Origin of the sequence: Fodinibius roseus (assembly GCF_900129315.1) — a bacterium.
Taxonomy (GTDB): Bacteria; Bacteroidota; Rhodothermia; order Balneolales; family Balneolaceae; genus Fodinibius; species Fodinibius roseus.
Map to the genome: position 1 here is coordinate 1 of NZ_FQUS01000022.1, position 22,850 is coordinate 22,850.

At 48.1% G+C, this 22,850-nt stretch carries 15 protein-coding genes and 1 pseudogene; all 16 read left to right on the forward strand.

The annotated features are described in order from the left end of the window. Nucleotides 1-273 precede the first annotated feature (273 nt). The 16 genes and pseudogenes from BUB16_RS16765 to argC all read left to right on the forward strand — a co-directional run bounded on the left by BUB16_RS16765 (nt 274) and on the right by argC (nt 22,849). Nucleotides 274-1,185 carry a PIG-L deacetylase family protein gene (locus BUB16_RS16765; protein WP_073067209.1) on the forward strand — a complete coding sequence of 304 codons (912 nt, stop codon included), beginning with the start codon at nt 274-276 and terminating at the stop codon, nt 1,183-1,185. Between the two features lies 1 nt (nt 1,186). Continuing rightward, nucleotides 1,187-1,330 carry a hypothetical protein gene (locus BUB16_RS21640; protein WP_170864446.1) on the forward strand — a complete coding sequence of 48 codons (144 nt, stop codon included), beginning with the start codon at nt 1,187-1,189 and terminating at the stop codon, nt 1,328-1,330. A gap of 6 nt (nt 1,331-1,336) precedes the next feature. Beyond that, a complete protein-coding gene (locus tag BUB16_RS16770; RefSeq protein ID WP_073067211.1) occupies nt 1,337-2,749 on the forward strand; it encodes a Gfo/Idh/MocA family protein in 1,413 nt (470 codons plus the stop codon). Between the two features lie 139 nt (nt 2,750-2,888). Further along, entirely contained in the window at nt 2,889-4,040 is a 1,152-nt protein-coding gene (locus tag BUB16_RS16775) for an amidohydrolase family protein (RefSeq protein WP_073067213.1), read from the forward strand. A gap of 228 nt (nt 4,041-4,268) precedes the next feature. After that, complete coding sequence (locus tag BUB16_RS16780) at nt 4,269-5,906, forward strand: sulfatase family protein (protein ID WP_211483218.1); 1,638 nt, start codon at nt 4,269-4,271, stop codon at nt 5,904-5,906. Nucleotides 5,907-6,503: 597 nt separating this feature from the next. Beyond that, nucleotides 6,504-7,286 carry a GntR family transcriptional regulator gene (locus tag BUB16_RS16785; RefSeq protein ID WP_073067215.1) on the forward strand — a complete coding sequence of 261 codons (783 nt, stop codon included), beginning with the start codon at nt 6,504-6,506 and terminating at the stop codon, nt 7,284-7,286. Nucleotides 7,287-7,428: 142 nt separating this feature from the next. Beyond that, a complete protein-coding gene (gene glpK / locus BUB16_RS16790; RefSeq protein ID WP_073067218.1) occupies nt 7,429-8,922 on the forward strand; it encodes a glycerol kinase GlpK in 1,494 nt (497 codons plus the stop codon). Between the two features lie 37 nt (nt 8,923-8,959). After that, nucleotides 8,960-10,519, forward strand: a complete 1,560-nt coding sequence (locus BUB16_RS16795; protein WP_073067220.1) for a glycerol-3-phosphate dehydrogenase/oxidase — start codon at nt 8,960-8,962, stop codon at nt 10,517-10,519. 368 nt (nt 10,520-10,887) lie between these two features. Further along, nucleotides 10,888-11,658: an MIP/aquaporin family protein gene (locus tag BUB16_RS16800; RefSeq protein WP_073067222.1), complete on the forward strand. Its 771-nt coding sequence runs from the start codon at nt 10,888-10,890 to the stop codon at nt 11,656-11,658. Nucleotides 11,659-12,123: 465 nt separating this feature from the next. Beyond that, entirely contained in the window at nt 12,124-15,387 is a 3,264-nt protein-coding gene (locus BUB16_RS16805; RefSeq protein ID WP_170864447.1) for a SusC/RagA family TonB-linked outer membrane protein, read from the forward strand. 136 nt (nt 15,388-15,523) lie between these two features. Next, nucleotides 15,524-17,203: a RagB/SusD family nutrient uptake outer membrane protein gene (locus BUB16_RS16810; RefSeq protein WP_211483219.1), complete on the forward strand. Its 1,680-nt coding sequence runs from the start codon at nt 15,524-15,526 to the stop codon at nt 17,201-17,203. A 545-nt stretch (nt 17,204-17,748) separates the two neighbouring features. Beyond that, nucleotides 17,749-18,483, forward strand: a pseudogene (locus tag BUB16_RS16815) (sulfatase-like hydrolase/transferase); the annotation flags it as partial. 26 nt (nt 18,484-18,509) lie between these two features. Next, nucleotides 18,510-18,755, forward strand: coding sequence for a hypothetical protein (locus BUB16_RS22300; protein WP_350354147.1), 246 nt, complete (start codon nt 18,510-18,512; stop codon nt 18,753-18,755). Between the two features lie 212 nt (nt 18,756-18,967). Further along, nucleotides 18,968-19,837 (forward strand): glycerophosphodiester phosphodiesterase, encoded by an 870-nt coding sequence (locus BUB16_RS16820; RefSeq protein WP_084088381.1) that lies wholly within the window; start codon nt 18,968-18,970, stop codon nt 19,835-19,837. A gap of 791 nt (nt 19,838-20,628) precedes the next feature. Then, a complete protein-coding gene (locus BUB16_RS16825; protein WP_073067231.1) occupies nt 20,629-21,825 on the forward strand; it encodes an aspartate aminotransferase family protein in 1,197 nt (398 codons plus the stop codon). Then, nucleotides 21,812-22,849, forward strand: coding sequence for an N-acetyl-gamma-glutamyl-phosphate reductase (gene argC, locus BUB16_RS16830; RefSeq protein WP_073067233.1), 1,038 nt, complete (start codon nt 21,812-21,814; stop codon nt 22,847-22,849). The genes BUB16_RS16825 and argC overlap by 14 nt, the downstream gene beginning before the upstream one ends. The last annotated feature ends 1 nt before the right edge of the window (nt 22,850 follow it).

The following is a 22,850-nucleotide window of genomic DNA, read 5'->3' on the forward strand; positions in this document are numbered from 1 at the left end:
GAGGATATCCGGGAGCAGCGCGACGTAGCCGGCGAGCACCCGGAGGTGGTCGACAGCATCCGGACCATCATGGAGCGCGAGCACACCGTCCCCGATATAGAGCAGTTTAAAATGGAAGCGCTGGGGGATGATAAGCGTAATTGAGAAAAGAGATATCTTCCCTGAAAATTAAAAAGATCTTTTAAAAAATATGTTGAAACAGAAAAGTGCATAGGCCAGGATTTGGTAAAATTTCAGGTCGATTTTTTTGTAAATAAATACTAATTATTGCTTATGAGCTCAATTAATCGCCTCTTTTTACTACCTGTTATCGGAGCTTTGCTGGTTTGTGCAATGCCCGGTGATTCATGGGGACAAGCCTCTGATGACGAAAAACTTCGGATTATTGCCTTTGGGGCCCACCCGGATGATTGTGAATTGAACTCCGGCGGCGTTGCCGCGCTCTGGGCGGAAGAGGGACATGCTTTCAAATGTGTTTCTATGACTAATGGAGATATCGGCCACTTCGGAATGTCAGGTGGAGAGCTTGCGCTGAGACGCATGGAAGAAGTAGAGGAGGCCGCAGAGGTGCTGGGTATTTCTACGGAAGTTATGGATATCCATGACGGTGAGCTGATGCCGACGCTCGAAAACCGGAAAAAAGTGGCCAGGCTCATCCGCGATTGGCAGGCCGATATCGTAATGGTTCACCGCCGGTATGATTATCATCCCGATCATCGCTACGGCGGAGTACTGATTGATGATGCCACGGTGCTTGTAATGGCCAAGTATTTTACCCCGGATACGCCCCATCTTGCCCGAAATCCCGTCGTGCTCTATTACCATGACGGCTTTGAGAAACCTTATCCCTTTCAACCGGATGTTGTGGTAGGGATAGATGACGTGGCGGAGAAGAAATGGAAGGCGATCGCACAAATGCCCTCGCAGTTTTCCGATAAACAGTCGTGGACCTGGGGCACACGCGAGGAGGTCCCGGATGATGAAGACAAGCGTATGGAAATGCGTATCGATGAAATCAAGCAACGATTTGAAAACCAGGCGGATACGTACCGAGACCGGATTATAGAGCTCTATGGGTCGGAAACCGGGCAAGATATTCGATATGCCGAATCATTCGAACTGTCCCAGTACGGCCGACAAGTATCAGTGGAAGAACTTAAACATCTTTTACCCACTTTCGACTGAAATGAGTGGTCATAAACGCCGGGGAGATGAGTTTATCCCTCCCGGTGAGGAGAAAGGCAGTCATTTGGAAGCTCTTTATAATCCGGAATGGCAAAAGAAAGTGAAAACCGGTATGAACAAACAATTTCAATTTTTAGATAATTAAGTGATCATGAGTCATAATTTTGGAAGAAAAGAATTTTTAAAATTTCTCGGATTAGCTGGTTTCTCAGGAACGGGCGTACTATCAAACTGGATGTCGCAGGATGAGAAAGGAAATCCATATAAAAAAACGCAGCCCCAGCGATTTAACATGCGCGGATACGCTGCCCCGCCGCTGGAGACCGTGGGGGTGGGGATTATCGGCGTCGGCAACCGGGGTTCGGGAGCGGTCAGAAGACTTTCGCGCATCGAAGGAGTGGATATCAAAGCCATCTCCGATTTGGAACAGGAACGGGTGGAGGAAGCTATAGACTCCATTTCGGATACCGATCACAACCCGGAGGGATACTGGGGCGATGAAGAGGAATGGAAAAAGGTGTGCGACCGCAACGATATCGACCTGATTTATATTTGTACGCCGTGGGAGTGGCATACGCCTATGGCGGTTTTTGCCATGAAGCATGAAAAACATGCAGCGACCGAAATACCGGCCGCACAAACCATTGAGCAGTGCTGGGAGCTGGTGGAGACCTCGGAAAAGACCCGCCGGCACTGCATGATGCTGGAAAATGCGTGTTACGACTTTTTTGAAATGGTTACGCTCAATATGGTACGGGACGGTTTTTTTGGAGAGATTATGCACGGCGAGGGGGCTTACATTCACCAGTTGATCAACCATAATTTCTCAAAGGACAATTATAGCAACATGTGGCGTCTGCATGAGAACTTGAACAGAAACGGGAACCTGTATCCCATGCACGGCCTGGGTCCCATCGCCCAGGCCATGGACATCAACTGCGGGGACCAGATGGATTATATGGTCTCTATGTCGAGTGATGATTTTATGATGCGTGAAAAAGCTGAAGAGCTGGCTGAAGAAGATGACTTCTGGGAGCAGTATACGCACTGGGACTACCGGGGCAATATGAATACCAGCACGATCCGTACTCACCGGGGACGCACGATCATGTTGCAGCATGACGTGACCTCTCCGCGTCCCTATTCCCGGATTCACCTGTTGAGCGGTACCAGGGGCATTGCAAGGAAATGGCCGCTGCCCGCCAAAATTGCTACCGGACATGAGGACTGGCTTTCGGATGAAGAGTTCGGTGAGCTGGAAGAGAAGTATACTCCGGAAATCACTAAAAGAGTTGGAGAGCTGGCCCAAGAAGTGGGGGGACATGGTGGAATGGATACCCTGATGGACTGGCGGATGATCGATTGTCTCCGCAACGGCCTGCCGCTGGAAATGGATGTCTACGATGCCGCCCAGTGGAGTGCGGTCATACCGCTGAGTGAGCGTTCGGTAGCCAACAAATCAGAAACTCTTGATGTCCCCGATTTCACGGGGGGCGCCTGGAAGACCAATGAACGGAGAATGGATATTGAACTCCGGGAGGGAGGCACCACTAAAATCATATAACCGGATGGGCCGACTTAAACTATTTGGTCTTGTCCGCAGTCAGGTTTCCCGGTGAATAATCCGGGTTAATCGAATTTTGTCATTGGATGATTTCTTTATTCCAATCTTAATTTAACGAAAATATGAAAGAAGTTTCACTATGAATAGAACAGTACCAGTATTTACGCTTATGGCCGGCCTGCTATCGCTTCTTGTAAGCAGTTGTACGCAGCCCGATGCGACCGCACAAACAGAGTCGAATGATGACATTGCGGACATTAAATTGAGAGACTGGATGCCCGAGTCGATCCACAAGGCGGGGAATACCGATATCGAGCAAGCAAAGTATCCGGTTATAGACCTGCATGCCCACGCCTATGCCAAAACGGAGGAAGAAGTGGATAAGCGCGTGGAGATCATGGATGCGGCGGGTATCGAAAAATCATTGATCCTGACCAAGGCGACGGGGGATGAGTTTAAGGAAATACACAGCCTTTATTCGAAATATCCCGACCGGTTTGAAGTGTATTGTGGTATTGACTACGAGGGGTTTGAGGAAGACGGGTGGAGTCAAAAGGCCGTGGATCAGTTGAGAAGAGATGTGGAGGCCGGGTGCTCGGGACTTGGGGAAATGCATGATAAAGGGGCCGGGATGGGCGGTGCGCCGGGACCGGGCATGCATCCCGACGACCCCCGCATGGATGCCATCTTTGAAGAGGCGGCCAGCCTGGAAATCCCGGTAAACCTGCATGTGGCCGAGCCGATCTGGATGTATGAGCCGATGGACTCGACCAATGACGGACTGATGAGAGCACACACCTGGCAGGTGAAAAACCAGGACCAGATCGTAGGTCACGACGGGATGATTGAAATTCTGGATAATACGCTCGAGCGTCACCCCAATACGACGTTTGTGGCCGCGCACCTGGCCAATACCAGCAATGACTTCAGCCTGCTGGCCGGTCTTTTTGAGAAGCACCCGAATTTGTATGCGGATATATCGGCGCGGTTTGCCGAGTTTTCCACGATTCCGCGAACCACAGCAGATTTCTTTGAGAAATATCAGGATCGTATCGTCTACGGCACGGATTACGGGTTTGAGACCTTCCCGGATGATCCGGATAAACCGTACGGAAACAATACAACGACCCTGGAAATGTTCCGGATGACGTTCAGAGTCCTTGAAACCCGGGACGAGCATTTTTATATCACGGACCTGGTGGGCTATCGCTGGCCCATGTACGGACTGGATTTAAGCGATGAAGCTTTACAGAAAATCTACCGCGATAATGCCCTGAAGATTTTAGAATAGGAACGTGTTTTTAACAGAGGGTTTTTGAAAAAGCAGGTATTTTAATTGAAATCAAACCCTGAGCGAATTCAAAACCTCAGCATAGAAGGCAAAGGTGGGGTTTTTAAATTCTCGTACCTGCAGAGATTGGCCGCAGGAACGGCTATACGGCGTTTTTTAACAACGAGTAAAACGCCTTGTGGTCATCCAAAAAATATAATTTGGAAGAGACAACCTGAATACAAAGATGTGCACACCGTGTTAGACTGGTTGACGAAAAATAAGAATCATATTGCAATCGGATGTATCGCGACCGTGCTGCTCCTGCTGCAGTGCCTGGTGGCAGTGGGACAGCAGTCGACCGATAAACCCAATATATTGTTTGCTATTGCTGATGACGCCTCCTACCCCCACATGGGGGCCTACGGGGCGGATTGGGTCGATACCCCTGCCTTCGACCGGGTGGCGGAGCAGGGCATCCTGTTCACCCGCGCTTATGTCCCCAACCCGAAGTGCGCTCCCTCCCGGTCTATCATTCTGACGGGACGAAATTCATGGCAGCTGGAAGAAGCGGCCAATCACTGGCCTGATTTTCCGCAGAAATTCAAGGTGTATACCGAAGTACTTGCCGAGCACGGGTACTTTGTAGGGAGTACGGGCAAGGGATGGGCGCCGGGCATTGCCAACAATGAAGAAGGGGCACCGCGCCATCTGGCCGGCCGTCCTTTCAACGAGCACCAGCTGGAGACCCCGCCCGCCGGCGGCATATCCGGCAACGATTATGCGGCAAATTTTGAAGCATTTTTAAAAGAGAAATCCGCCGGCGAACCTTTTGTGTTCTGGTACGGCGGATATGAGCCCCACCGCGGGTATGAATGGCAGTCCGGCCTCAACAAGGGCGGGAAGTCCCTGGATCAGATAGATGAAATGCCCGGTTTTTTCCCGGATAACGACACTATACGGACCGATCTGCTTGATTATGCTTTTGAGATTGAGCATTTTGATGAGCACTTGGGGCAAATGCTCGATCTGCTTGCAGAGCGCGGGGAACTGGGTAATACGCTCGTGGTGGTAACAGCCGATAACGGTATGCCGTTTCCACGTATCAAGGGGCAGTCGTACGAGTACTCGGCCCACATGCCGCTGGCGCTCATGTGGCCGGAGAGGATCGTCAATGCCGGTCGAAAAGTAGATGATTTTGTCAGCTTTGCCGACTTTGCCCCTACGTTTATCGAGCTGGCGGGATTGGACTGGGAAGAAACGGGTATGCATGCGACAGTGGGACGCAGCCTGACTGATATTTTGTATTCTGACCGGGAGGGGGTTGTTAATCCGGATCGGGACCATGTTTTGGTGGGGAAAGAGCGGCACGATGTGGGCCGCCCCTACGATTGGGGGTACCCGGTTCGTGGTATTATTAAAGGGGATATGCTCTACCTTAAAAATTTTAAGCCGGACCGCTGGCCGGTCGGCAATCCTGAAACCGGTTATCTCAATACGGATGGGAGTCCGACAAAAACCGCTGTCCTGGACAGGCGAACGGCGCCGGGACAATACCACTACTGGGCATGGAATTTCGGTAAACGTCCCGGCGAGGAGTTGTACCATATTGCCGAGGATCCCGATTGTTTGCATAACCTTGCCGAAGATCCCGCATATACGGAGGAAAAAAAGCAGCTGAAAGAGGAACTTTATGCAAAACTGAAAGAGCAAGAAGATCCCCGGGTACTGGGGCGTGGGTACGTCTTTGACGCGTACCGGTATATGAATCAGGCCAATTATAATTTTTATCACCGTTATATGGAGGGGGACCTGGAGAAAAGCGATGCCGGTTGGGTTAACGGAAGCGATTTTGAAACAGAACCGCTTCCGGTACAGCAGCAGTAGCAGATATAAATTGCAATGCAGACAGAAAAAAAAGAAAGAACATGCAAGGTATCACACGATATAAATTTTCAGGGGCAACAAAGGCTTTGCTAACGCGACTTTATTCATAACCCGGAGGCGACTAACCGGTAATCTGTCTTTTCCCCTTGGGCAGACCCGGTTACCGTCTTCGGAATCGGGCCCCCGGTTTAATGCCGGGGGTCTTTTTATTAAAGCTTTTCAACCGCATGACAGATGAACAGGTATCGACCGGCGGATCAGATACCTTTGGCTTAACATTCGTTTACACGGCTGCAGTTGTGGGACCCTTGATATGACAGCTGAGGAAGTGGATTTACGGCAGGACCGCATAAGGCACTACGGCGGGTCAACTTCGCCTTGTCTGCATCCAAATTATTTTGGTGAATAATCCGGCTTAAAAGCTATGCAGGCTGAAACTTGCAACTTCTTCTAAGTTTCTGAATATTATATCTTTTCGTCTTTATATTAAAATATAATTCATTTAGTGATTGAGCTCACCTGTTCATTTGTTGTTTAGAATGGCATGCGTTTCCTTTAATCACTTATATACCAAGCAATAAATATCTACAACCATAAATGGAAGAGATCACGCAACCCATACCGAAATATTATCAAATTTATAAAAAATTACTGAAGCAAATCAGAAGTGGAAAATTCGAGGAATTCGATCGATTTTATAGTGACACAGAGCTTGTGGAAAAGTATGACGTCAGTCGTGGCACCATTCGCGAAGCAGTAAAATTGTTGATTCAACAGGGATATATCGTGCGCGAGCAGGGGAAGGGAACCTTTGTCACAAGTCCGACTATAGAACAGGATTCAGACAAGCTTATGGGGTTTACGGAACTGATGGTGAAACACGATATTGAACCCTCGGCAAAAGTTATTGAGCGGGAAGTGGTGGATGCTCCCCTGGATTTAAAAGGACTCATGGACCTGGAAGACGAAACCCGGATGGTGCGTATCGTTCGGATCAGATACGGCAATGAGGAACCGTTAATTATCGAGCAGTCCTATTTTGTTTATGATTTGTTTCAGCCCATTTATGAAATGGATCTTGAAGCCAATTCCATATATGAATTGTTGTATAAATACACAGATACCCGGCTGGGTGAAGCAAGGCAAAGGATTACGGCTGTCAACGCAGAAAAAGAAGAGGCCGACCTCCTGAATGTTGACACTGGTGCTCCCCTGCTGCTTATGAAACGGCTGATTAAAACAAAAGAGGGAAACTATTTTCAGTATTCGGAAGATCTGTACCGGAGTGATCGCATTAATTTTACAACGACCACCAAGCCCTATGAAAACAGCCATGACAACCATGGATTGCCGCTTGAGCTCCGGGATCAGAGCTGGTGATCCTGATTTGTATTTAGTCGGGCAGGGAGGTAAGTGATCTTTTTTTTATTGAAATCAACTGAAAAACGATTTGACATAATGATGTTGTTTAACTAAACTTGTATAGACATCTATACAAAAAATAATACACAGTGAACATACTATGGCGGATAAGTATATTTTGGCGGTCGATCAGGGCACAACAAGTTCACGGGCTATTGTATTTGACAAGCAGGGAACCACCAAGTCCATAGCGCAAAAGGAGTTTCGGCAGATCTATCCCAAAGCCGGATGGGTGGAACATGACGGGGCGAGGATATGGTCGACCCAGTCATCGGTCGCATCCGAGGCCATTACTGAAGCTGGGCTTCATGCAGAGGATATCGCGGCCATCGGTATCACGAACCAGCGGGAGACGACCTTGCTGTGGGATCGCAAGACAGGTCAGCCTGTTTACAATGCGATTGTATGGCAGGATCGGCGAACCTCGGATTTTTGTGACGAGTTAAAGGAGCGGGAGGGACTGGTAGAAAATATCCGTGAAAAAACGGGCCTGATTATAGATGCTTACTTTTCCGCCACCAAAATAAAATGGATTCTTGATAACGTGGAGGGGGTCCGCCGGCGGGCCGAAAATGGAGAGCTCGCTTTTGGTACGATTGATTCGTGGCTGATATGGAACTTCACCCGTGGTGAAACGCACGTTACCGATGCCACCAATGCCTCCAGAACCATGTTGTATAATATTCACGAGGGAGAATGGGACCGGGAAATTCTGGACCTGCTGGATATCCCCGAAAGCTTGCTGCCGGAAGTAAAATCATCCAGTGAAGTATACGGGGAGACGAAAATTCTCGCCGAGGATATTCCCATCGCCGGTATAGCCGGCGATCAGCAGGCGGCTCTTTTCGGCCAACGGTGCATAACACCGGGCATGGTCAAGAATACCTATGGTACGGGTTGTTTTATGGTGATGAATACCGGAGAGAAACCCATTGTTTCCGAAAACAACCTGCTGACGACCATCGCCTGGGAGATCGATGACCATGTGGAGTATGCCCTGGAGGGGAGCATTTTTATAGCCGGGGCTGTGGTCCAATGGCTGCGCGATGAGCTTGGCATCATACGGGAAGCCTCAGAAGTAGAGGGACTGGCCGCTTCGGTTAAAGATAACAACGGGGTGTATCTGGTACCGGCGTTTTCAGGCCTGGGAGCGCCTCACTGGAACCAGCATGCCCGGGGCACGATGGTGGGCTTGACACGCGGCGCCAATGCGGGACATATCGCACGGGCTGCGCTGGAAAGTATTGCATACCAGACTATGGATGTCATAACGGCCATGGAAGCGGATTCAGGTATAGAGATTAAAGAATTGCGGGTAGACGGCGGGGCTACAGCGAATGATTTGCTCATGCAGTTTCAGTCGGATTTGCTGCAGGTACCGGTCATACGTCCCAAAACCCTGGAGACCACCGCACTCGGCGCTGCTTACCTGGCGGGACTGGCTGTGGGATACTGGAAAGATCATGAGGAGATCAATAACCAGTGGCAGGAAGATAAAACGTTTACCCCGGAACAATCAGCGGATCAGGTCCAACAACTAAGGGCGGGCTGGAACAAGGCCCTGGATGCGGCTATTCACTGGTCGGAGAAATAGGTTAAAATATATGTATAAGGAGTAGAAGCAAGGTTTGATGAAACGCTCAGAAATGATTCAGGCGGTCAAAAACGAGACCGCTGTATGGGATCTTATTATCATCGGGGGCGGGGCAACAGGACTGGGAACAGCCGTGGATGCCGCCTCCCGGGGTTATAAAACGCTGCTTCTGGAGATGGATGATTTCGCCAAGGGAACCTCCAGCCGGTCGACCAAGCTTGTGCACGGCGGCGTTCGTTACCTGGAGCAGGGAGACGTGCCGCTGGTACTGGAAGCGCTTAAAGAGCGGGGACTGCTGATACAAAACGCCCCCCACCTGGTCCACAACCAATCATTTGTGGTGCCCTATTACAGCTGGTGGCGGGGCCTCTATTACTGGCTGGGCCTGAGAATATATGATATCCTCTCCGGTGAACTCGGCCTTGGACCGTCAAGGCATTTGTCCGCCCGAACAACGCTGGAAAAAGTATCGACGCTCCGGTCAGAGGGACTGCGGGGCAGTATCATATACCATGACGGGCAGTTTGACGATTCAAGACTGGCCGTAAATCTTGCCAAGACCAGTGCAGAACATGGCGGTGTACCCATTAACTATATGAAAGTGACCGGCCTGTTGAAATCCTCCCGGAAGGTGAGCGGGGTGACAGCGCGGGACATGCTTAGTGGAGAAGAGTTTGAGATCGAAGGGCGGGCTGTTATCAATGCTACGGGAGTGTTTACCGATACTATTCTGAAGATGGATCAGGCGGAGTCGACACCCGTCATCGAACCCAGCCAGGGGGTACATATCGTTCTTGACAAGCACTTTCTGCCCGGAGAAACGGCGATAATGATTCCCAAAACAAGCGATGACCGCATTTTATTTGCCCTGCCCTGGCACGGCAAAGTGATGGTCGGTACGACCGACACCCCGGTCGATGATATTACCGCTGAACCGGAAGCTATGGAGGAAGAGATTGATTTTATCCTTTCGCATGCCGCTGAATACCTGTCGGAGAAGCCTTCGCGGTCGGATATACGGAGCGTCTTTGCCGGACTGCGTCCTCTCGTCAAAAATGGTGATAATGAAGAGACCTCGGAAATTTCGCGCGACCATACCCTTATGGTATCATCATCCGGACTGGTTACTATTGCCGGGGGCAAATGGACGACCTATCGCAAGATGGCGGAGGATGTGGTGGACCGGGCGTCTTTGGTGGGGGACCTGGAGGACCAGCGGTGCGTGACCGAAACGCTTAGGATCCACGGGTGGGATAAGATTATCGATAAGGAGGATCCGCTGTCCCATTACGGCAGTGACCGATCGGAAATAAAAGAACTGGTTGGCAACAACCCGGAACTGGGGGAACCGCTTCATGAGCGGCTTCCTTATATCAAAGCCGAAGTGGTGTGGGCGGCCCGGAATGAGATGGCCATGACCGTGGAGGATTTTAACTCCCGGCGCAGCCGGGCACTTTTTCTGGATGCAAAAGCCAGTGTCGAGATGGCCCCGGAGGTGGCCCGGCTGATGGCTGAAGAGGCAGGTCGTGACGACCACTGGGTTAACAATCAAATTGCGGCGTATAAAAAACTTGCGAAATCGTATCAGATATCATAAATAAGGCGGGAGCAGGGATTAGGTGAAAAATTCTGCCTCAAGTTCTTTCATAATTTACTTACAGAAGCCTTTGAAAAACCAGGAATGTTGTTCAAGGTCAAGGTCAGCGGGGGGGGGCAGTCACAGCATATCGCCCGCATGTGAGGGTGAGGAATTCAACCGGCCGGTAACGTCGAGCAGGGCCAAAAGAACGGTTTTGCAAAGGCTTCTTGCAAATATCCCGCCAGACAGCTGCTTTTGCCATCAGCTGCCTGTTTTCTGATTCTACCCGCCGCCTGCCCGTTAAGGAGGCGGTCGGACGGCAACTTATTGTAAAGGCCTGTTCTTTTTAGAAAAATAACCGTTAATAAATCTTGTGGGGAAAATAGATGTCACCATTTATTGCAGAAATCATTGGCACCGCAATACTTATTCTGTTGGGTAATGGGGTGGTAGCCAATGTCTTGTTGAACAACACAAAAGGTCATGACAGCGGATGGATCGTTATTACCTGGGGATGGGGGATCGCCGTATTCGTCGCCGTCTATACGATGGGACAGTTTAGCGGCGCCCATATTAATCCGGCGGTAACCGTGGGTCTCGCGGCTGCCGGATTATTTGAATGGTCCCTCGTGCCGGGTTATATCATGGCACAAATAGTGGGGGGAGCCATAGGGGCTTTTCTGGTCTGGCTTTCTTACAGGGACCATTTTCGTAAAACGACGGATGAAACGCTTATTTTAGCCTGCCACAGTACCATTCCCAATATCAGAAACTATTCTTCCAACTTTATGACGGAAACCATCGGTACGTTACTGCTCGTGTTTGGCGTGTTGTATTTGGTATCCCCCGGATTTATAGGTGCAAACGGTGAGCTGCTCGAAACGATAACTATTGACGGACAAGATGTGGGCTTTGGCCTGGGTGCGCTTTCCGCGCTCCCGGTCGGACTGCTGGTCCTGGGCATCGGCCTGTCGCTGGGCGGACCCACAGGCTACGCTATCAACCCGGCCCGCGATCTGGGGCCTCGCATCATGCACGCGCTGCTGCCTATTTCCAACAAGGGAAGCAGCGACTGGTCCTATTCCTGGGTTCCTGTAGCGGCCCCCATTGTCGGCGGACTTGTGGCGGCGGGACTTTACCTGCTTCTGTCTTTATAAAGACAGGTTAACGCTTTCGTCTTTTCGGCTGGCTCAGAATTTTTCCCCCAGATGACATGTGGAAAGCTGGTAGGTTTTAGCATAAGATGCGTTTGAGATCACCACACGGTTTCACACCCTTCTCATACTAATTGTTAATAAACGGTTTATTTCGAGTTAATCTGTTCTTAACACGAGATAAACATCTTCTCGACTCTTCTGATGAGGATGGGATAATCCAGTATATATTATGTAGCAGTGAGTTATCCTGTCCGGTGAGAAGATCATGATTTCAGGTTGCGGAATGGTCCGGAGAGGGTCTTCCCATGGTCACCTGTACATGCAATAATTTATTATTTAAAAAAACATTATTGCTGCAATTTTTCAGCGCAATTTGCAAAGCAATTATTTTTTTATTAAAATGGTGTATAGTTGTCTATACAACTATACCTACAGATAACAATTAATATGGTGAAAAGGGATAACATGATGCGAATTCTAAGCTTAATTCTACTGTTCGTTGGTGGAATCATTTCTCAATCGTTGGGTCAGAGTGTAAGTGGTGTGTTAACCGATGCAGAAAATGGCGATCCTCTGCCCGGAGTTAATATCCTGGTCAAAGGCACTACGACGGGAACGTCCACTGATGCTGAGGGGAAATTCGAACTTACGGTCGCAAGCCTTCAGGACACGTTGATAGTAACATTTATTGGGTACCAAACGAACGAAGTGCCTGTAAATGGGCGCACCGAAATTAATATCGAAATGCAGCCAGAGGCTATTACCGGTGAAGAAATGGTTGTGGTCGGATATGGCACCCAAAGAGAGGAAAATCTTGTCGGGTCGGTTAGCAAAGCGAGTATTGAGGATATATCAGCTCGTCCCTCTGCTGATATAGCGAGTTCTTTGCAGGGAGCCGTACCGGGATTAAATATCAGAGCGTCGTCCGGTGGTGATCCGTCCGATACTCCTGAGATTAATATACGTGGTTTTAACTCGATTAACGGGGGATCGCCCCTGGTTTTGGTTGATGGAATAGAGGAAGATCTTGCGAATGTTAATCCCAATGATATTGAAAGTGTAACCGTTTTAAAAGATGCTCAAGCTGCGGCTATTTATGGTGCGCGGGGTTCCTTTGGAGTTGTTTTGATAACCACGAAATCAGGCAGAGAGGGAGAGTTTATTGTCGAGTATACCAATAATATTGGTTTTACAACAAATACTGCTCGTACAGATTTTGTGACTAATCCCGCTACCTATGCCCGGTGGGCGGATGGTGCAATTGGTAACTACCACAGTGGTTGTTATGTATGCTATGATGAAGAAGATTATGAGATTGCGGAGCAAGTAGCTAAGGGCGAAAGAGAACCTTTTTATGAAGAGCAGCCGGATGGGACCTATAAATTCTATGAAAACAATGATTATTATGACATCCTGTTTAAGAACCGGCGTCCCCATAAGATGCATAATATTTCTGTCTCCGGGGGATCTGATAAATTAACCGGGTTTGTATCAGGGAGGATTTACGAAAGGAAAAAAATTCAAAACATTCAGGATGCAGAGATGAAGCGATATAATCTGCAGCTCAACCTGAGTGCCAGCCCCTATGATTGGTTGGAACTATCTGCTGTCAGCAAGTTCAGCAGCAGGTATGATGAACAGTATGCCGGGACCAAAAACGGTTGGGGCGGAACTCTCGGGGTTAGTAAATGGCGTGATCTTTTTCCCAATTATCCGGCTTTCATAGATGGTTATGGGGTAAGTGTGGGACGAACCAGAAATGGCTATGTCGGCCGTTTGGGGGCTTTAAAAGAGGGGGCGGCACATCGCCAATGGCAGTATGAAAAACAGACGAATACCCTAAAAGCCGAAGTAAATCCGATTGAAGGATTAGCGCTTAATATGGACTATAGCTACAGCATTGACAGGACGGACCGTACCTTTTCGTACACCCCTTTTGCTTATCTGTCAGGTAATGAACTCGAGTTGGTAGAGGACGCGGGTCTTAATCGTCACAATGAGTATCGCTGGAAGGATTATTATAAAGCATTGAACATTTATGGTACCTATACCGAAAATCTGGCAGGCAAGCATAATGTCAAGTTAATGCTTGGTTTTAATCAGGAAGTATTTGATCGTGACAGAATAGGAGCCAGGATCGAAGACTTGCTCACAAGGGGTAAGGGGAACCTTGCATTTGGCACTGAAATGCTAGATATGGATGGTTCTACCCTGGAATGGGCTGTCCAAGGCTATTTTGGACGTTTTAACTATGATTATGACGGAAAATATTTATTGGAAATCAATACACGGTATGATGGTTCCTCTCGTTTCCCGGAGGATAACCGGTGGGGATTGTTCCCGTCAGTAGGAGTAGGCTGGCAAGTAGACAGTGAAAACTTTTGGTCTTCTTCTTTGGAAGATGTCATTTCCTCATTAAAGTTAAAGGCTTCATACGGGAAGCTGGGGAATCAAAACGTGGGGGTAAATACCTTCAGACAACTGATAGGGATGGGCAGAACCTCATGGTTGGTTGATGGGGCAGAAGTTAATTATGCCAGGGCGCCGGCACCACTCCCGGCAAATATTGCCTGGGAAAAAATTACTTCTACGAACATAGGCGCTGACATCGGATTTCTTGAAGATAAGTTAACGGCTTCTGTTGAGCTGTACGAACGTAATACGAGCGACATGTATCTGCCCGGCAGACCCCTTCCCGCTGTATTTGGCGCATCGGAGCCTCGCAGAAACTATGCGTCCATGCGAAACAGGGGGCTTGAAGTAACCGTTGGTTATAGTGACCAGTTTAACCTAATGGGTTCTGCGCTTTCTTTTAACATACAGGCCAATGTATCGAATAATAAGGGCGTAATCACGAAATTTGATAATCCGAACGGGTTATTGAGTACCTTTTGGGAAGGGCAGGAGCTTGGTGAGATTTGGGGTTATCGCATAGACGACCAGTTTCGCTCAGATGAAGAAGCGGCAGCATTTCAAAATGAATTCGGCAGAGATAATTTGGTTGAGGTATACAGGGGAATACTTGATTACGGATCAAACACAGATTGGAATTACCTAAAGGGGGGGGATCTCAAATATGTTGATGTTGATGGAGATGGTCAGATTAACAATGGAAATAATACCTTGGAAGACCATGGAGATCTGGAACGAATCGGAAACGCGATGCCACAGTTTCCCTTTGGCTTTAAAATCAACGCCAACTGGAAACAATTTGATCTCTCTGTTATGGGGCAGGGCGTGGCAAAACAACACTGGTACCCGTCAGGTCCATTGTACTGGGCTACTTTTCACAGGCCGTATGTATCATTTATCAGAAAAGATATACTGGATAAGGTGTGGAATCCGGAACATCCGAATGATCCCGATAGAATTTATCCTCAAAGACAGAGAGCGTATAATGCTCTGAGTTCAGGCCGCATGTCGTATAACCTTAATGACCATTATTTAACAAATATAGGTTATCTGAGAATTAAAAATCTAACGGTGGGCTACACTCTTCCGCCGGGCGTGACACAGAAAGCCAATCTCAAAAGGGTAAGAATCTTTTTTAGTGGTGAAAATCTGTTCACCTGGACTTTTGGAGGCTTGACGGAATACTTGGATCCTGAAGAAGTCGGTGCACATGTAAGTTATTCGAATCCCAATGGTGTGAGTGCAAGACCTGCTACTAATACGCAACTTTATCCTATCGGGAAAACCTATTCGGCAGGGGTGGAAATTAGCCTGTGATATTTCTCTTCATTTCCGAGACAGATTCACCAAGAATACTTTAATTAACAATGAAAAAATGGGTATAACAATGAGTAGGATCATACAAATATCGACAATAGTACTGTTGTCCCTCCTAATTGCAAGCTGCCAGGATATGCTTAATCAACCTCCCGATGATGCGGTAACGTCGGAGGAGTTTTTCAACACCGGTGACGACCTAAAAGCATACACCAATGACCTGTATGCTGTTTTGCCCACAAAATCGGTGTATATGGACGACTCCGATTCCGATAATATTTTAGGGGTAAGTGCTGCCGACAGGCTTAAAGGAACACGTACTGTACCAACAGACAGGGGCAGCGGGGGATGGTCCTGGGGACATCTGAGAAGAATCAACTACTTCCTTGAAAATTACAAGAGGGTGGATGATGCGGCTGCCAGGGCCCAATACTCCGGCATAGCCCGATTTTTCAGAGCTTTTTTTTACTACGAAAAAGTGAAGAGGTTCGGAGAGGTTCCCTGGTATGGCGAAGTAATTGATCAGGATGATGAAGATTTGTTGAATAAAGCCCGGGATCCGCGAGCATTAGTCATGGACTCCGTGCTTGCTGATATAAATTATGCTGTCGACAATATTCCAGCCGAAAAGAAATTAAATCAGATTACAAAATATACCGCCTTTATCTTAAAAGCTCGCATCGGTTTGTTTGAAGGGACCTTTAGAAAATATCATGATTTGGGAAATCATGAAAAGTTTTTGGAAGCGTCAGCCTCTGCTGCCAAAGAATTAATAGATTCCGGGGCTTACACGCTGTATACCAATGGAGGTCCGGATCAGGCCTATTTGGATCTGTTTGCGAGAAATAATCAGGATATGACAGAGACTATTTTAGCGGTGGATTATGAATTTGGTATACGAACGCATGATTTAGCTTACAGGATGACGGCCCCAACCCAGGGCAGATGGGGACTCGCAAAAGATCTTGTGAATAGCTATTTAATGAATGACGGGAGTCCATTTACCGATCAGGATGGTTATGAAACCATGGGATTTTATGAGGAGATGCAGAACAGAGATCCACGGTTGACCCAAACCACCGCTGGACCCGATTATTCAACTTATGGCTCAAATGACCCTGAACCCGTAAATTTAGATATAACAAGAACAGGATACAGAGTGATAAAAGCGTTGCCTCCAAAAGGGCCGCAATGGGGCTCGGGTGGATCGTACAACGATGTCATCCTTTTCCGTTATGCCGAGGCGCTATTGATTTATGCTGAAGCAAAAGCGGAACTGGGAACGCTAACCCAGGCAGATTTGGATATTTCAATCAATGAATTACGAGATCGAGTCGATATGCCGCACCTGAATATGGCGGATGCCAATGCGAATCCCGATCCCTATCAGGAGAATTTATACGAGAATTTAGATCAGGGAGTCAACAAAGGCGTAATACTGGAGATTCGACGTGAACGCCGGGTAGAATTGATGAATGAAGGACTGCGGTGGAGCGACCTGATGAGATGGAAGGAAGGCCAAAAAGTTGAAGACCCAATAAGGGGTATTTACTTTTCTAGCCTGGGGGCTCATGATTTTAATAACGATGGCGATTATGATGTATATGTACATGATGGCGACGACTCCGGAGCACCTGACGAAGTAACTGCAAAAATAAATATAAATGAAAGGCCCCTTACAGGGGGCACATCCGGAAACTTGGAACTGTTCTCCGGGGGTACATTTGAAGAACCCAAGGATTACTATTATCCGCTCCCTCGTGAAGATTTAGAATTAAATGACAATTTAGAGCAGAATCCAGGTTGGCCAGAATAAAGGATCTTTACACTCTCATACCATTCAAATGGTTGGGATATGGTTAAAAGATTAATGATTTAGTAAGTTGTAATATCCATTGGATGGCAGAATGCCGTCTGATGGGGTTACAATGACTATCCAAAATTCACCTCGTTACTTGAAGCTTTTTATGAATCTGACCAGTGTGGATATGTTTTATCCCGGCGGAATTTATGGGAATTTGTACGAATAACACGGACGATATTTGTTGCCGTACTAGTACTGCTCTTGGTGATGGTGGAATCAGTGGATTATTGGCACGTTTTGGAGGTTTTTATCGCTGATAACGTTGCTTTAAAGATGTGATTCATGTGGCCCTGACAGTTTGTTTGTGCCTTGTATCGGTAGTTAAACTTCCTAAAGATAAAAGAGAAGGAATTAGTGACAGAAAAAAATTATGCTCAAAAGCAGCCCCATTATCTTTCATACTGAATAAATAGGATGTCAGTACAAACCTGGAAAAAATATTCTGTAGCAGCTCTGTTTCTGCTTTTTATAGCATGTATGGAATCAAATTTAATAAAATGAAGAGATATCAACTGCTGTTTATTTTTGTAATTCTTTCTTTTGCGCTTTTTGCATTCCTTCCGGCAAATGCGCAGCCGAAATCGCCCAATGTTGTAATAATCCTGGCCGATGACCTGGGATACGCCGATGTGGGGACCTACGGTGCCCCGAAAATTGACACCCCCCACATCGACAAGCTGGCAAGCCAGGGAATGAAATTCACCGAGTTTTATGCAGAAAACCTCTGTTCGCCAAGCCGGGCCGCCCTGCTGACCGGAAGTTATGCCAGGCGGGTGGGAGTGTCCACGGTTTTTTGGCCGGATTCGGACGACGGACTGAATCCCGATGAAATTACGATAGCCGAATTATTGCAGGAGGAGGGGTATGCAACGGCGGCTATCGGAAAATGGCACCTGGGTCATAAGAAGCCATTTTTGCCTACCAGTCAGGGTTTTGATTATTACTTTGGACTTCCATTTAGTAACGACATGGGGCCGAATGCAAGACCTGCCAAGGGACCCTATGATCCGCTGCCGGTCATGCGCAATGAGGAAGTTATAGAACGGGGTCCAGATCAACAGCAGTTAACGAAGCGCTATACCGAAGAAACCGTTCAGTTTATTGAGGAGCATAAGAATAAGCCATTCTTTGTTTATTTGGCGCACACTATGCCCCACGTACCTTTGCACGCGAGCCAAGATTTCCGTGGTACATCAGATTTTGGATTATACGGGGATGTCGTCGAGGAAATCGACTGGGAGATCTGCAAGCCGTCAGGATGGGAGATTGGAAACTACATCTTGAAGGCAAAAGAAGGGACTACAACAATATTCATTATGACTATTCGGATGATTTTGTCTTCCGTCAAAACGAAGAGCTATACAACCTGGAGGAGGACATTGGGGAGCAGCGGAATCTGGCTCTTGACCACCCGGAGATCGTCGAAAAACTAGAGGAAGCGGTTAAAAATCACAAAAAAGAAATCGAAGAGCATTCGCGTCCCCTGGGTGCCATTAAGGATTGAGGAAGAAAACGTCAGATCCCTTGTTGTAACTCGTTGCATTTAAAAACGTCAATGGCTATAAAACGGGATGGAAGAAGGTGCCTGCAGGCACACGATGTGGGGCACTCCACAGCTATCAATTGTTAAATGGGGTGAACCGTGGATAGCCCTGTTTTATAAGCATGAAAACCTTATTTTAACGACCAAACCAAAAAACAACTTAACAGGAGAAAATGAGCAAGCTGAAGAGCAGCGTACGAATGATCAATCAATATATAATTATGGGGGCTATGGGATTACTTGTGATGCAGGGCTGCAGTGGCGGACAATCGGATGATCGGGATTCCACCGGACATCAGGTTGAAATTATCGCGCATCGCGGTGATTCCCACGCTGCTCCGGAGAATACGATGGCCTCGGTAGCATCCGCCTGGAAAAAAGAGGCCGATGCTGTCGAGGTCGATGTCTTTCTGTCCGCGGATAAGCGGGTTATGGCGATCCACGACAAGACTACCGAGCGTACGGGCGACAAAGCCCTTCCGGTCAGAGAAACCGGCTCGGAGAAGCTGCGGACGGTGGATGTGGGATCATTTAAAGGGGAAGAATTTGCAGGGGAAGAGATCCCGTTTCTGGAAGATATAATAGCTTCGGTGCCCGATCACAAGCGATTGTTTATCGAAGTGAAGGATTCCGAGCGGGCCATTCCCCCTGTCAGGGAACTTATTCAACAGAGCGGAAAACAGGATCAGATGGTCATCATAAGCTTTAGCCTGGAGGTGGTGAAAGCCAGCAAACAGCAGATGCCGGAGGTGCCGGCCTACTGGTTGCGATCGGCCCCGCGGGATCAGGACACGGGAGAGTACCAGTCTATCGATACAGCCCTTCTGGAGCAGGTAAAGGAGCATGACCTGGATGGACTGGATGTACATTACAGGGGCGTCACCCCGGAACTTGTTGAGGCGAGCCACAAGGCCGGCCTTAAGCTGTTTGTCTGGACCGTCAATGAGTCGGACGACATCTCCGCGCTGGCCGAACAGGGGGTGGACGGGATTACCACGGACCGGATTACCCGCGCGCAAAACGCCCTCGGACGGCAGCCATAGTTAACCGGTATGACACAAGATCGTGAAACCTGTGGATTTTACGGGGAAAAACGCTTGCTGTCTTTTTTTATCTTTCTCTCATTTAACATGAAAATGGTTGAAATGATACTGTTCAGCATTCTTGGAAAAACCAGGGGCTTTGTTTTAACGCCGGAGGGAGGTTGCCCTCGGGGCATATAGCTCTTATACGAGAGGTTTCAACCGACCGGTAACGCCGACATTGGCCAAAAAACGGTTTTGCAAAGGCTTCTTTTCAATTTTTTCCTTCGACTTTGTGATGCCATGGCTACTAATTTGTTATTTACCCAGGGGTTCAGGGAATCAGGTGAAATGAATTGCTTGAGATTTTAGTTGTAAGCCCGTAGTCAATATGGGAATTTTTCATGGACCGCTAAATATGAATTCCCTGTGACAGCGGAACCGGAAAATCAATGGGTGAAATCATAGCCGCTGCCCTTCGGTATAACTGCTCAATGCAGTACGGATGCGGGAGAGCTTAACTGTTCAAATTCAAAAATAGCATAGTCGGTTATCTTCATTTATATTCCGGGCACTAAACATACCATTAACCTGAGTTCGTGATTAAGGATTAAAATGGAAAGCATGGCTGCTTTAAGCGTCTTCGCTTGAAATAACACTATGATGTGCGTTGACATCTATCACAGCAGGAGCATTATTATGCTGAGGACTGTTTCTCCTATCGAACTCACATTAATTATGATTTATCTTTGAACGGATTTGTTTAGCTTTGCATTGAAGATTTAATATTAATTTGATTATCTCTCAGACTCATGGCAGATACCGCACAGGAACTTGCTCATCGCTATCACGTGGATTTGTACGGCCGTTATCCCATCACCCTTGTCGAAGGCAAAGGCGTATATGTAACAGACTCCGAGGGCAATGAATATATTGATGCTCTCGCAGGAATTGCTGTTAACAGCCTTGGCCATTCTCATCCCCGGGTCGTTGAGGCGGTTCAACAGCAGGCGGGCAGGCTGATGCATATTTCGAATTTCTATTACAGCGGGCCTCAAAGCAAGCTGGTGGAAAAACTGGCGGAAGTGTCGGGTCTGGACCAGTCATTTCTATGTAACAGCGGCGCTGAAGCGATGGAGGGATCCATAAAATTGGCCCGGAAGTACGGTACCATTCGTGGAAAAAAGGGAAACATCATCTCCATGGAAAATTGTTTTCACGGGCGTACCCTGGGGACCATCGCCATGGGGAAGGAAAAATACCAGAAAGGATTTCACCCGCTCCCCAAAGGGTTTGAACAGGTGCCGGTTAATGATATAGAGGCACTGAAAATGAAAGCTGATGAAGAAACCATCGCCATTGTCATAGAACCGGTGCAGGGAGAAGGGGGGATCAATCCCGTGCAGGAAGAATATCTGAAACAGGTGCGAGCCCTGTGCGATGAACATGATATTCTGCTCATCCTGGATGAAATTCAGTGCGGCATTGCCCGTACGGGTAAAATGTTTGCGTACCAGCATTACGGCATACTGCCCGATATCGTGGCTTCGGCCAAAGCGCTGGGGAACGGCTTTCCCATCGGGGCGGTCATCACTAAAAAAGAAGTGGCGGAAGCGTTTGAACACGGTGAACACGGGACGACCTATGGCGGTAACCCGCTGGCTTCGGCAGCTTCGCATGCCACCCTTTCGGTTATGCAAGAAGAAAATATGCCGGGACAGGCCGCTGAAAAAGGCGCTTATTTTATGAATCGTCTGCAGTCGGTCTCTGAGGATCACGAGGCTATTAAAGAGGTACGGGGCAGGGGACTGATGATCGGTGTGGAACTGAGTTTTGAGGGCGGGGAGGTTGTCAAAGAGATGATGAAACGCGGGGTGCTTTCGAACTGCGCTTCCGGTAATGTAATGCGATTTGTGCCCCCGCTGATCATAACAAAAGAGGAAATCGATACCGTTATTAATGTATTTCTTGAATCTTTAAAAGCAGTCCAAACAGATGCCAAAGCATAAGATAGGAATTGTCGGAGCTACAGGCTACACCGGTTCTGAGCTGGTGCGCCTGCTGATTGATCACCCGGATGTAAGTATTGAAATTATTACCTCTGAAAGCAAAGCGGGACAGTCTTTTGCCAGTATTAATCCCCATTTCAAGGGACGAGTGGATATGAAGCTCGAGCCCCTGAAAAACCTGGAAGATCACGACCTGGATCTGGTATTCCTGGCGCTTCCCCACGGGGTGTCTATGGACTTTGTCCGGGAATGGAATCCCGACGATTTTCGGGTGATCGATCTCTCGGGGGATTTTCGCCTGGGCTCCGCCGAAGAGTATACCCAGTGGTACAAAAAAGAGCACGTGGCGCCTGAGCTGATTAATGAAGCTGTTTTTGGGTTGCCGGAATTGTTCAGGGACCGGATTCGAAATGCGCAGCTGGTGGCTAACCCGGGATGTTATCCCACCTCTGCTATCCTGGCGCTGGCACCGTTGATTAAAGACGGGATAATTGAGCCCGGCCAGATCATGATTGATTCCAAATCGGGTGTCAGCGGCGCGGGGGCCAAAGCAAAACAGCAAACTCATTTCCCGGAAGTATTCGGTAACTTTTCGGCATACGGATTGCTGAATCACAGGCATACGCCGGAAATACAGTATAACCTGGAGCAGTACTCCACCAAACCCACGGAGGTACTGTTTACACCTCATCTTATCCCCATTGATCGCGGTATCCTGACCACCACCTATTCCACACCCGCAAGGGAAATTGATAAAAATTATCTCGGGGAATGGTATTATAGCTTTTATGAGAAGGAGTATTTTATCAGGGTGGTTGATCACCCGCCGAATCTAAAGCACGTACGGGGCTCCAATTATTGTGATATTCATGTAACTTATGACGAGCGCACCAATAAGGTAGTGACCGTCTCTACCATCGATAACCTCGTAAAGGGAGCTGCGGGTCAGGCCGTACAGAACATGAATCTAATGTTTGGCTTTATTGAACGCACAGGACTGGAGATATCGCCACTGAGTCCCTGAT

Coding starts and splice junctions, on each gene's coding strand:
- BUB16_RS16765 (WP_073067209.1), top strand. CDS start 274: ATGAGCTCAATTAATCGCCTCTTTTTACTACCTGTTATCGGAGCTTTG.
- BUB16_RS21640 (WP_170864446.1), top strand. CDS start 1,187: ATGAGTGGTCATAAACGCCGGGGAGATGAGTTTATCCCTCCCGGTGAG.
- BUB16_RS16770 (WP_073067211.1), top strand. CDS start 1,337: ATGAGTCATAATTTTGGAAGAAAAGAATTTTTAAAATTTCTCGGATTA.
- BUB16_RS16775 (WP_073067213.1), top strand. CDS start 2,889: ATGAATAGAACAGTACCAGTATTTACGCTTATGGCCGGCCTGCTATCG.
- BUB16_RS16785 (WP_073067215.1), top strand. CDS start 6,504: ATGGAAGAGATCACGCAACCCATACCGAAATATTATCAAATTTATAAA.
- glpK (WP_073067218.1), top strand. CDS start 7,429: ATGGCGGATAAGTATATTTTGGCGGTCGATCAGGGCACAACAAGTTCA.
- BUB16_RS16795 (WP_073067220.1), top strand. CDS start 8,960: ATGAAACGCTCAGAAATGATTCAGGCGGTCAAAAACGAGACCGCTGTA.
- BUB16_RS16800 (WP_073067222.1), top strand. CDS start 10,888: ATGTCACCATTTATTGCAGAAATCATTGGCACCGCAATACTTATTCTG.
- BUB16_RS16805 (WP_170864447.1), top strand. CDS start 12,124: ATGATGCGAATTCTAAGCTTAATTCTACTGTTCGTTGGTGGAATCATT.
- BUB16_RS16810 (WP_211483219.1), top strand. CDS start 15,524: ATGCTTAATCAACCTCCCGATGATGCGGTAACGTCGGAGGAGTTTTTC.
- BUB16_RS22300 (WP_350354147.1), top strand. CDS start 18,510: ATGGGAGATTGGAAACTACATCTTGAAGGCAAAAGAAGGGACTACAAC.
- BUB16_RS16820 (WP_084088381.1), top strand. CDS start 18,968: ATGAGCAAGCTGAAGAGCAGCGTACGAATGATCAATCAATATATAATT.
- BUB16_RS16825 (WP_073067231.1), top strand. CDS start 20,629: ATGGCAGATACCGCACAGGAACTTGCTCATCGCTATCACGTGGATTTG.
- argC (WP_073067233.1), top strand. CDS start 21,812: ATGCCAAAGCATAAGATAGGAATTGTCGGAGCTACAGGCTACACCGGT.